The organism is Colwellia sp. 6_MG-2023, assembly GCF_030547765.1.
Classification (GTDB): Bacteria; Pseudomonadota; Gammaproteobacteria; order Enterobacterales; family Alteromonadaceae; genus Colwellia.
In genome coordinates this window covers 1-11,663 of the sequence record NZ_JAUOPP010000035.1, presented here as the reverse complement: position 1 = coordinate 11,663, position 11,663 = coordinate 1, and the positions used below count along the sequence as shown (strand labels likewise).

At 37.4% G+C, this 11,663-nt stretch carries 10 protein-coding genes; all 10 read left to right on the top strand.

Features of this window, described 5'->3' with window-relative positions; genetic code table 11:
• The first annotated feature begins 69 nt into the window (after positions 1-69).
• The 10 genes from Q4503_RS17555 (at position 70) to Q4503_RS17510 (ending at position 10,980) form a co-directional block, all read left to right on the top strand.
• The gene (locus tag Q4503_RS17555) at positions 70-1,026 is read left to right on the top strand and encodes an urease accessory protein UreD (RefSeq protein ID WP_303603052.1); all 957 of its coding nucleotides are present in this window, start codon (positions 70-72) and stop codon (positions 1,024-1,026) included.
• Between the two features lie 57 nt (positions 1,027-1,083).
• Complete coding sequence (gene ureA, locus Q4503_RS17550; protein WP_215972534.1) at positions 1,084-1,386, top strand: urease subunit gamma; 303 nt, start codon at positions 1,084-1,086, stop codon at positions 1,384-1,386.
• A 64-nt stretch (positions 1,387-1,450) separates the two neighbouring features.
• On the top strand, positions 1,451-1,768 hold the full coding sequence (locus Q4503_RS17545) for an urease subunit beta (protein ID WP_215972554.1): 318 nt from the start codon (positions 1,451-1,453) through the stop codon (positions 1,766-1,768).
• Position 1,769: 1 nt separating this feature from the next.
• Positions 1,770-3,473, top strand: a complete 1,704-nt coding sequence (gene ureC, locus Q4503_RS17540; protein WP_303603051.1) for an urease subunit alpha — start codon at positions 1,770-1,772, stop codon at positions 3,471-3,473.
• 73 nt (positions 3,474-3,546) lie between these two features.
• A complete protein-coding gene (locus Q4503_RS17535) occupies positions 3,547-4,005 on the top strand; it encodes an urease accessory protein UreE (RefSeq protein WP_215972532.1) in 459 nt (152 codons plus the stop codon).
• Positions 3,995-4,732 (top strand): urease accessory protein UreF, encoded by a 738-nt coding sequence (locus Q4503_RS17530; protein ID WP_215972531.1) that lies wholly within the window; start codon positions 3,995-3,997, stop codon positions 4,730-4,732. Before Q4503_RS17535 ends, Q4503_RS17530 begins: the two co-directional genes overlap by 11 nt.
• A 116-nt stretch (positions 4,733-4,848) precedes the next feature.
• Positions 4,849-5,460: an urease accessory protein UreG gene (ureG, locus tag Q4503_RS17525; protein WP_215972530.1), complete on the top strand. Its 612-nt coding sequence runs from the start codon at positions 4,849-4,851 to the stop codon at positions 5,458-5,460.
• A 114-nt stretch (positions 5,461-5,574) separates the two neighbouring features.
• Positions 5,575-5,763 carry a hypothetical protein gene (locus Q4503_RS17520; RefSeq protein WP_215972529.1) on the top strand — a complete coding sequence of 63 codons (189 nt, stop codon included), beginning with the start codon at positions 5,575-5,577 and terminating at the stop codon, positions 5,761-5,763.
• A 668-nt stretch (positions 5,764-6,431) separates the two neighbouring features.
• Positions 6,432-9,554, top strand: coding sequence for a TonB-dependent receptor (locus Q4503_RS17515; RefSeq protein ID WP_303603050.1), 3,123 nt, complete (start codon positions 6,432-6,434; stop codon positions 9,552-9,554).
• A 544-nt stretch (positions 9,555-10,098) separates the two neighbouring features.
• The gene (locus Q4503_RS17510) at positions 10,099-10,980 is read left to right on the top strand and encodes an NAD(P)-dependent oxidoreductase (protein ID WP_215972527.1); all 882 of its coding nucleotides are present in this window, start codon (positions 10,099-10,101) and stop codon (positions 10,978-10,980) included.
• Positions 10,981-11,663: the final 683 nt, after the last annotated feature.

Genomic DNA, 11,663 nt, shown 5'->3' with positions numbered 1-11,663 from the left:
CTTCTGGGCGTTTTTAGTCATAAAATAGAAAACGCCTATGAAGTACGTTGAAAAGTAGCCACAATAAAAATGACAGAAAACATTGAAGATAAATCTAATACCTTAGATCCAAGCGCAGAAAAGAATGTCATCAATAATGTAGCGACTATCGCTCATGTCCCTAAAAATGCATGGCTTGCTAATTTATTTCTAGAATTCAGCTTAACAGCTAATGGTAGTCAGCTTACGCGTACTAAGCGACAAGGCCCGTTAACCGTACAAAAAGCGTTTTACCCAGAAGGGCGGGATTGTGCGCATATCTATTTATTGCATCCACCAGCGGGCATTGTGTCAGGGGATGAACTGCGAATTAAGATTCAAGTTAATGAGCAAGCCCATAGTTTAGTGACCACTCCGGGGGCTAATCGTTTTTATCGTGCTCGTGAAGATCTTTCTATTGGCGACTCTAAACAAGTACAGTATTGTGAGCTAAGACTTGCTACTCAGGCTAAATGTGAAAACTTTCCATTAGAAACGATTGTTTATGAAGGTGCCGATGGCTTTAATACCGTTGATGTACATTTAGCAAAAGATAGCGCTTATTTAGGTTGGGATATTACTTGTTTAGGTTTGCCTAGTGCTGGTCACTTATTTAAACAAGGTAGTTACACACAATTAAATCGTGTGTATTGTGAAGGTACATTAATGTATCACGATAGAATAGCGATTAAGCCTGACAATGATATACATCAGCATGTGGCAGGTTTAAATAACCACAGTGTCTTTGCGACCTTCATGGCTTACGCGCCTGATGAGCTGCTCAGTGTTGCTGATAATAAAATTCTTGTAGAACAATTACGTGAATGTATGCTTGAAGCGGGCGCAGAGCACAAAATTAGTATTAGCCAAATACGAAAATTATTAGTGATACGTTATTTGGGGCAGCATGCAGAAGAGTGCAAGGCACTTTTTATTCAGTTATGGCAAAAGATAAGACCGCTATACCTTAGTAAAGAGGCTAATATCCCACGTGTTTGGCATACTTAATTTATAATATTATCGCTAAATAAATAGTTATCAATTTAACATAAAGCAGAGAAACGTATGGATTTATTACCAAGAGAAAAAGACAAGTTATTGCTCTTCACTGCGGCACTATTAGCTGAGCGACGTTTAAAGCGTGGCGTAAAATTAAATTACCCTGAGGCGATGGCTTATATTTCCATGGAAATTGTTGAAGGTGCCCGTGATGGTAAAACCGTTGCTGAAATGATGGATTATGGTCGTACATTATTAACGCGTGACCAAGTGATGGAAGGTGTTGCCGAGTTAATTACCGATGTACAAGTTGAAGCAACATTCCCTGATGGAACTAAGCTTGTTACCGTTCACAACCCAATTATTTAATCGATTGATAAAATTGATTCATTTAGTTGATTTTAGTTAAACGTTAATCATGAGAGAAGCCATTATGATCCCTGGTGAAATAAAAACTGACAGTGGTAACCGCGAGCTCAATGTCGGCCGTGAACAATTAAAAATAACCGTTGCCAATTCGGGTGATCGCCCGATTCAAGTTGGCTCACATTATCATTTTTATGAAGTGAACAGTGCACTTAAATTCGACCGAGAATTAACGCGAGGTTATCGTTTAGATATTACCTCAAGTACGGCTGTTCGCTTTGAACCCGGTCAAGAACGTGAAGTGACTTTAATCGCTTATCGTGGCAAACGCCGCGTATTCGGTTTTCGTGGTGACATTCAAGGCAGCTTAGAGGGAGAAGTATAATATGGCGACTATTGATAAACATTCCTATGCACATATGTTCGGACCGACCACTGGTGATCGAGTTCGTTTGGCAGATACCGACTTATGGATAGAAGTAGAAAAAGATTTTACGGAATACGGCGAAGAAATCACCTTTGGAGGTGGTAAAGTTATTCGTGATGGAATGGGACAAAGCCAAGCATCCTGTGCTGACACGGTAGATTTGGTTATTACCAATGCCCTGATTCTTGATCATTGGGGCATCGTTAAGGCCGATGTTGGTATTAAAGATGGTCGTGTTGCTATTATCGGTAAAGCGGGTAACCCTGATATTCAAGACAATATTGATATTGAAGTAGGCCCAGGCACCGAAGTTATTGCCGGTGAAGGACAAATACTTACTGCGGGTGGAATTGATGCACATATTCACTTTATTTGCCCACAGCAAGTCGATGAAGCGTTAATGTCTGGCGTTACTACCATGATTGGTGGCGGAACAGGCCCTGCAACAGGTACTAAAGCGACTACTTGTACGCCAGGCCCTTGGTATATTCATAAAATGCTACAAGCCACTAATGATCTCCCGATGAACTTTGGTTTTCTCGGTAAAGGTAATGCGAGTTTACCTATTGCCCTTGAAGAGCAAATTGAGGCGGGCGTTTGTGGTTTAAAACTTCATGAAGATTGGGGTACAACACCTGCAGCAATTGATAACTGTTTATCGGTAGCTGAACGTTATGATGTGCAAATTGCTATCCATACCGATACTTTAAATGAGTCGGGTTTTGTTGAAGATACTTTGGCAGCATTTAAAGGTCGTACTATTCATACTTATCATACGGAAGGCGCTGGTGGTGGACATTCACCTGATATTATCCGTGCATGTGGTGAATCGAATGTATTACCTTCGTCAACTAACCCAACAAGACCTTATACGGTTAATACTATTGATGAGCATTTGGATATGTTAATGGTTTGTCACCATTTAAATCCATCAATTCCAGAAGATATTGCCTTTGCAGATTCACGTATCCGTAAAGAAAGTATTGCCGCTGAAGATATTATGCATGATTTAGGTGCTATCAGTATGATTTCGTCTGATTCTCAAGCAATGGGCCGTGTTGGTGAAATGATCACGCGTACTTGGCAAACTGCCCATAAAATGAAGCAGCAGCGTGGACCTTTAGCGCCTGATACTGAACGCAATGATAATTTTCGTGCCAAGCGTTATATTTCAAAATATACCATCAATCCAGCGATTAGCCACGGTATCAGCCATGAAGTTGGCTCAATTGAAGTAGGTAAATTAGCTGATTTGGTATTATGGAAGCCGGCATTTTTTGGGATTAAACCGGCGACTATTTTAAAGTCTGGCATGATTGCGGCAGCGCCGATGGGGGATGCCAATGCATCGATTCCTACGCCACAACCGGTTTATTATCGTCCTATGTTTGGCGCGCACGGGAGTGCGGCAGCGCAAACATCAATGACTTTTATGTCTCAAGCTTCAATTGATGCTGGTGTACCTGAAAAAATAGGTATGACACGCTTAGTTGGTGTTTGTAAAAACACAAGAAATATTGGTAAAGACGATATGATTCATAATGATTGGCAACCAAAAATTGAAGTAGATGCACAGACTTATGAAGTGCGCGCTAATGGTGAGCTATTGACCTGTGAGCCAGCAACTTCATTGCCTCTCGCACAATTATACTGCTTGTTTTAATTGTTCTTCATTGAACAAAGCATTAGCATTAATCGTTAGTTATTAAAGAATATTAGCAAGGTTAGGAAAATACATGTTACAAGCATATGAACGTTTAGATCATACTCATAGTGAAATAGCCGATTCAATTACATTAGATCAAGACACGCGAAAAAAAGCCCGTATTAAAGGTAAAACGGATAATGGTTTAGATATTGGTATTTTTATGGAACGTGGTCACCCTTTGTTAGTGGGTGAAGTATTAAAAACTGAATGTGGTTTATTTATAGAAGTTAAAGGCGCTAATGAACCTGTAGCAACCGCAACAGCAACCGATTGGTTAACATTTTGTAAAGTGTGCTATCACTTAGGTAATCGTCATACGTCATTGCAAATTGGTGAATTATGGGTGCGCTTTAAACCTGATTATGTATTAGAAGAGCTTGCGGAAAAGTACGGTTTAACCATTGATCATACGCCAACTATTTTTGAACCTGAAAATGGTGCTTATAGCAAAGGCAGTCATGGGCACTCACATTCTCATGCACACTAGTACGTACACTAAAGCTTTAGACGCTGAGTTATTTGGCAAGCCACAAGCTGACCCAATTCAACTGAATAGGCTTTTACAGCTATGCAGTGCTAATCTGCCAGTGGGAGGTTTTTCGTTTTCTCAAGGGCTAGAGTATGCAGTGGAAATGGGCTGGTTAGTGTCACCTGAAACAACCGCTAGTTGGATAAACATCAATTTAGCAGAGTCTATTGCACAAACTGATTTAGCCGTTTTAAAACGATTATTTATCACCTTAAGCAATGACGATTTAGTTGGTTTTAGTACTTGGAACACACAGTTAATTGCATGTCGAGAAAGTCATGAGTTGTTATTGGCTGATTTAGCGATGGGTAAAGCGTTAATTCGACTAATTAAGCAACTTGATAGTATTGATACAACGCCTTACCAAGTAATAATGGATATACAAGAAATTAGCTTTGTTAGCGCTTTTGCACTTTGTGCGTATGTTTTTAAGCTGGATTTAATTTCAGCACAAAGTGGTTACTGTTGGACATACATTGATAACCAAGTTGCGGCTGCTACCAAGTTAGTGCCACTTGGCCAAACCCAAGCTCAAAATTTACTCTTTGAGTTAACTGAAAATACACAGACCATTATTGAAAAGTCGAACAAGGTAACCGATGAAGATATAGGTACTAGTTTACCGCACTTAGCGATGGCAAGTGCTTGGCATGAAACGCAATATTCACGACTGTTTCGCTCGTAGTAATTGTTTGTAATTAACACTTATTATTTGAACACATTGTTTAAAGTTTATGATGTTGGAAGTGCAATCATGGTTAACAATACAATTTATTTAAAAAGACATTAAGAGAATATAGAATGAAAAAACAAGTTTTACGTATTGGTGTTGGTGGTCCTGTTGGCTCAGGAAAAACCGCTTTATTACGCGAGTTATGTTTAGCCTTACGTGACAAATATAATATGGCGGTTGTAACTAACGATATTTATACCCGTGAAGATGCTGAGTTTTTAACTAAAAATGATGCGCTAGCAGCAGATAGAATAATGGGGGTAGAAACCGGTGGTTGTCCTCATACTGCTATTCGTGAAGATGCATCAATGAACTTAGCCGCTATTGATGAGCTACAAGCATTACATTCAAATTTAGACTTTGTGTTAATTGAAAGTGGTGGTGACAACTTAAGTGCTACTTTTAGTCCTGAGTTATCTGACTTAACTATTTATGTTATTGATGTCTCTGCAGGCGATAAAATACCTCGTAAAGGTGGTCCTGGTATTACTAAATCGGACTTATTGATTATTAATAAAATCGATGTTGCTGAGTTAGTTGGTGCTTCACTTGAAGTGATGGACCGAGATACTAAGAAAATGCGCGGCGATAAGAAGTTTATTTTTTCTAATATGAAAACCAAGCAAGGTTTAACCGAGATAATCGAATTTATTGAAAAAGAAGGTATGTTGAAAATTTAATTTTTGATGATCTGATTTTTACACAGTTAGTTTTTTGATAACCCTAACTGATAGCTTAAAGTTAAGCTATCAGTTATTTATTTTTACTTATTCTCATTACTTTAAGGATTTATTATGAACGTTTTAACAGTATTTATTAGTTTTTTAAGCTTATTTACCGCACAAGCATTTGCACATACAGACCACGCATTAGGTGATGGTTCACTGCATACTTTTTATCACATAACTTTTTGGGTTGTTTTTGCGTTAGTGGTATACAAAGGTTATACATGGTTTAAAAAGAAAAACGCTCAAAAAAATTAATTTATATAAGGTTGTTGAATAAATAGAGGATAAATTAATCATCTACTATCTATCAGCAACCTTTATTTTCTCTATTAGGTCTATTTTACTACACTTATCTGTGCCTTATTTTCTTCTTTTATTATAACTTGTACTCTCATCTAGCAAGCCCAATAAATAATCTTATACTTACCATTAATATGAGTATATTCCCTCTTTAAGTGTTCATACCAATTGGTATAACCACCTTGTAATTTACAATACTATTGTTACTATTTTCTATTTGTTTTTTAAGTTATTGATTGTCTTATAAAAACAAGGTTAAAACCATGTTTTTATAATTTATATTACTGATTATAAAGGGAAATTTTTATTTTTATTACAAAGGTAATAGCTTCACTCTACACTATTAAATTCTTCGTATATAAGTGCAATTACTCTAATAAATAAATTGATGAATAAAAATTAATTTTTTTTATTTGTTTTATTTCAATTGGTTATGATTGCTGCATTACCAATAAACAGTGTTTATATTGAATATATAGAATATTGGTAATAATAGATTGTTGACAATATTTTGGTTATTGGTTAGTTTAAGTTGTTGTCTAATTAAAATTATAAAAGTTCAATAAATAAAAGCCCAATAAAATTTGAACAATTATTAAACCAATAATATGAAGGCGGGGAATATGAAAAACATAATAACTACTAGAAAAACAAAGTTAGCTGCTACAGTTCAACAATTGTTTACCGGTAAAAGCATTCGCAATAACTTATCTGTTGCTTGTTTAGGCTTGGCATTACCATTTGCTGCAGTTGCAGCTGATGAGCCAGCTAATGGCGTACAAAAAGAAGCAGAAATTGAAGTTATCTCTGTTACGGGGATGCGTGGTTCACTTACTAGTGCGCTTGCGCAAAAACGTGATACAGATAACTTAACTGAAGTTATTATGGCAACAGATATTGGTAAGTTGCCAGATCAAAACTTAGCTGAGGTACTTGAAAATGTTACCGGGATTCAAATCACCAGAACAGCCGGTATTGGTACTGGTGTGCAAATTCGTGGTAGCAACGCTAATCGCGTTGAAATAAACGGAGCTTCTACTGTAGGTTCAGGTGCTGGACGTAACGGCATGAACTTTGAAGATCTTTCTGCAGCTATTATCGCTGGGGTTGAAATCACTAAAGCACCAGAAGCTAAAACTACTGAAGGCTCTATTGGTGGTACAATTAACTTACGTACTATTCGTCCGCTTGAATTAACCGAAACGTTAGGCTCACTTCGTGTACAAGGTGAAGATAGTAGTCTTACTACCGATGGTGTTCAACCAAGAATATCGGGCGCTTATGGTGATAATTGGCAGCTTGATTCTGGTGGTAAAGTTGGTTTTGTTGTCAGTGGTAGTTTTACAAAACAAGAAGCAACTTCATTTCGTCCTCGTGTTGATCGCGATGGTGGTCTTGTAGAAAATGCTAGTGCTGATGTTTATAGAGGCTTTGGCGATAATCGTCAACTAGAAAATGTAGCGACCGATAGACCTGTAGCGCAAAACTTTGATTTTCTTGGTATTCAATTTTTGAACCAAGAATTAGAAAATTTTGAATATGAAACTACTAACTTAGCGACTACGTTTGAATACGCGCCAAACGATAATATGAAATTTTTCGTTGATGCTATTATTACTAGTCAAGAACGTCGTCAAGAAAGTACGCGCGTACAAGCTTCAGGAGTAGGTAGTGTACTTAACTATAACCTGCCAGAGAGCTTTGAAACAGTTAATTTTGGCTCACTTGATGGTGTTAATTTAGGCAGTATTCAAGCAGCGACTACAGGTACAATTCAGCCATTTTTAAATGTACATGATTCTGATCCAAACCTGCGTTTTAACAGCGATACTGGTGCGCGTGTAACAGATACTGAAGTATTTAGAATTGGTGGTGAATGGCAAGATGATAATTTATTTATCAGTGCAGAGGTTTCATATGCAAGTTCAGAAACATCGACACCATCATTAAATTCGCAATTAAACTTTATTAACCCTAATACTCCGCTTTCTGATTTAGACGCTGATGGTAATATTACCAGTGATACTGATAATGATAATGCTGTACCGTTTGCTTATGACCTTACCGGTAATTCTTTAGCCTTTGGTATTGATTTCGACTCGCCATTCGCGCCAAGTGTTGATGACTTGCTTGATTACAACAATGTTGTTTTGGATCAGGTTGATATCTCGCAAAATACTAACGAAAACTCTGATACAGCATTTCGTGTAGATTCAACTTATTACATTGATGATAACATCGTCACTTCTGTTGATTTTGGTTATCGTTATAACAAAACTAAACACAGTGCAGTGACCATTTCAGATCGAATTGGTGGCTTTAGCAAAATGATTGATAGCCCAAATGGTGCATTATTTCAAGAATTACTTGTTGCGGGTCCAAGTCACTTTGGTGATGCCGATGGTCGTGAACTAGCATTGCGTAATTTCTTAATTATCGATCCAGATCGTGCATTTAATGATCCAGATGGTGTTATTGAAATATTAGAGCAGGCGATGCTAGAAAATGCTGCGGTAACTGGTGGTTCACCGAGCTTACCTGATTTAACACCTAGTGATACTGCCGCATTTGAAATTGAAGAAGAATCTCATGCTCTGTATGCACAAGCAAATTTTGAATATGAAATGATTCGCGGTAATTTTGGTGTACGTCATGTATCAACCGATATCGCTTCAACAGGTAATACGGTAAGTAATAGTGTTGTAACACCAGTAACAACAACGGCTGATTACAGCTATACACTGCCTCGTTTAAATTTAGTTGCAGACGTAACTGACGATGTTGTTGTGCGTTTAGGTTGGGGTAAAGATATTTTACGTCCTAACTTTGGTGACTTAAATACGTCCGTTTCATTTGGTACTAATGAAAACCAAGCATTAGAATTAGGTAATGCGGGCTTAGAGCCTGAAGAAGTTACTTCATTTGATATTTCAGCAGAATGGTATTTTGCTGAAGCGGCTGTAGTAAGTATCGGTTACTTCAAGAAAGATCGTACTAACTTATTTGTTACCGCTTTGGATAGTGCAGCACTTGATGGTAATGGTTTACGTGATACTAACCCTTTATGTTCAGGTGGTGGTATCTGGAATCCATCAGTTCAGCCTAATGTTTTAGGTGACCCTAACTCTGAAGGTTTATGTGTTGATCGCCAATCTAAATTTAATGATTCAGCGACTGTTACTCAATCAGGTATTGAGTTAGCTTTCCAATATGATCTGTCAAGCTTTGAAGATGATTTAGGTTGGGCATCAGGGTTTGGTGTAGTAGCTAACTACACTATTCAAGATTATAGCGGTGGCTCTGCAACTTACACATCTGCAACCCGTGGTACTGATATATTTAACGCAATTAATGGCATTTATGATGACCAAGAATTTGTAACGTATTCATCTGATCAAGGACTGCTTGATTTCTCTGAAAATGCTTATAACTTTGCGGTTTATTATGAAAAGTATGGCCTTTCAGCAAGACTTCGTTACACATGGCGTGAAGCGTACCGTACTGAAGATACTGCTGCTGGCGCAAGCTTAAACTCTACACTAGGTTTCCCTGTTGTTACACATGACAGAGGACAACTTAATGCGAGCATAAGCTATGACGTAAATGACCAATTGAACCTAGGTGTTGAAGCAGTTAATTTAACTGAATCTGATATTACTCAATCTTGTGTTAATGAAGGTGCTTTATTATGTGCTCAAGGTATCACTGACCGTCGTATTACTTTTGGTGCTAGCTACCGTTTCTAATTTATTTTAGACCTAAATTAGCTTTTACAAACTAGTTTAGGTTTTATTAAAGTATGTTAGTTTTGGTTATATATAACATGTAAATTATATTTACAATATAACCATTTTTGGTAAGTTTTAATGAAAGCGTAATAATGAAGAAGTAGATTATTAATCATTAAATATTAACAATAACGCAGTATTTGATTTAGGTTAGATACTGCGTTTTTTATTGAGAAAATGACTATATATTTCATCCGAACCTCATTAAATAAACCTTCTTATGTTATTACCAATTATTGTAAATTGGTTGACATGTTGAATGCTATTGGTTAGTATTAAATTGTTCCTGATTGTTAGGCATATTAACTAACCAGTTAGTTGGTATTAAATAGTCACAGTATTAATCTTTTCAGTGACTCAAAGTTATGCAGATATACCACTTTTGGTTTGCACAATAGATTCTAATCAAAGTTGTTATTTGGTTTTAGATTAAATAGTAATCTGAGTTTAGGTGAAGAGTTTCACACTCAGATAAACATAAAAATATTTTTAGGAGTTAGATATGACAAAACCTACTATAGGTTTCATCGGCCTTGGCCTTATGGGCGGCAACATGGTTGAAAACTTACAAAAACGTGGTTTTCAAGTAAACGTTATGGATCTTAACCAAGCTGCTGTTGATGCGGTACTTGCTCGTGGTAATGCTACGCAATTTACTTCTGCTAAAGAATTAGCTGCTGCTAGTGATGTAGTTGAATTTTGTCTTACAACTTCAGCTGTTGTTGAAAAAATTGTATATGGTGAAGATGGTGTTTTAGCTGGTATGAAAGAAGGTTCAACTTTGATTGACTTCGGTACTTCTATCCCAGCATCAACAATTAAAATTGGTGCAGCCCTTGCTGAAAAAGGCATTGGTATGATCGACGCTCCTTTAGGTCGTACTCCTGCACACGCTAAAGATGGTTTGTTAAACATCATGGCAGCTGGTGATATTGATACTTTTAATAAAGTTAAACCTTTACTAGAAGAGCAAGGTGAGAATGTATTCCATCTTGGTAAATTAGGGGCAGGCCATACAACTAAGTTAATTAATAACTTTATGGGTATGACAACTGTTACAGCGATGTCACAAGCTTTTGCTATAGCAAAACTTGCTGGTGTTGACGGTCAACAATTGTTTGACATTATGTCTGCAGGTCCATCTAACTCGCCATTCATGCAGTTCTGTAAGTTTTATGCAGTAGATGGTGAAGAGAAATTAGGTTTCTCTGTTGCAAACGCAAATAAAGATCTTGGTTACTTTAATCAAATGGTTGCTGATCTTGGTAGTGAGTCTTTAATCGCTCAAGGTACTTCTGCAAACCTACAGGCAGCTGTTGATGCAGGCCTTGGTCAAAATGATGTGCCAGTAATTTTTGATTACTTTTCTAAATTAGAGAAGTAATTAGCGATATTTAGCAAAGTAATTTTGATGGGATAGTAGCTTGTATTACTATCTTTTAGCCTCTCATCTGAGAGGCTTTTTTTTGTCTAAAACAACCTACTTTTTAAATATTTTTAGTTATCCTCAATATTTAGTTATCCTTAATAATAAGCCATTCTGAATGATCACCGTCATCCTGAACTTGATTCAGGATCTCAAGTTTTATGCTGCTTTACGAGGAAGATTCCGTATTAAGTGACCAACGGAATGACAGGGGAAGGGCAACGGAGTGACGACGAATGTCGCCTGTTCTTATTAGGCGAATAAATTCGCCCCTACGGTGATGTCGATCACCTTCGTCTAACAATGTTTTTTCTAGGGTGAATGTAGGGCGTATGTAGGGGCGACTTCAGTCGCCTGTTCTTATTAGGCGAATAAATTCGCCCCTATAGTGATGTCGAACACCTTCGTCTAACAATGTTTTTTGTTAGGGCGTATGTAGGATGAATGTAGGGCGTATGTAGGGGCGACTTCAGTCGCCTGTTCTTATTAGGCGAATAAATTCGCCCCTACGGTGATGTCGAACACCTTCGTCTAACAATGTTTTTTGTTAGGGTGTATGTAGGATGAATGTAGGGCGTATGTAGGGGCGACTTCAGTCGCCTGTTCTCATTAGGCGAATAAATTCTCCCCTACGGTGATGT

Coding starts and splice junctions, on each gene's coding strand:
- Q4503_RS17555 (WP_303603052.1), top strand. CDS start 70: ATGACAGAAAACATTGAAGATAAATCTAATACCTTAGATCCAAGCGCA.
- ureA (WP_215972534.1), top strand. CDS start 1,084: ATGGATTTATTACCAAGAGAAAAAGACAAGTTATTGCTCTTCACTGCG.
- Q4503_RS17545 (WP_215972554.1), top strand. CDS start 1,451: ATGATCCCTGGTGAAATAAAAACTGACAGTGGTAACCGCGAGCTCAAT.
- ureC (WP_303603051.1), top strand. CDS start 1,770: ATGGCGACTATTGATAAACATTCCTATGCACATATGTTCGGACCGACC.
- Q4503_RS17535 (WP_215972532.1), top strand. CDS start 3,547: ATGTTACAAGCATATGAACGTTTAGATCATACTCATAGTGAAATAGCC.
- Q4503_RS17530 (WP_215972531.1), top strand. CDS start 3,995: ATGCACACTAGTACGTACACTAAAGCTTTAGACGCTGAGTTATTTGGC.
- ureG (WP_215972530.1), top strand. CDS start 4,849: ATGAAAAAACAAGTTTTACGTATTGGTGTTGGTGGTCCTGTTGGCTCA.
- Q4503_RS17520 (WP_215972529.1), top strand. CDS start 5,575: ATGAACGTTTTAACAGTATTTATTAGTTTTTTAAGCTTATTTACCGCA.
- Q4503_RS17515 (WP_303603050.1), top strand. CDS start 6,432: ATGAAAAACATAATAACTACTAGAAAAACAAAGTTAGCTGCTACAGTT.
- Q4503_RS17510 (WP_215972527.1), top strand. CDS start 10,099: ATGACAAAACCTACTATAGGTTTCATCGGCCTTGGCCTTATGGGCGGC.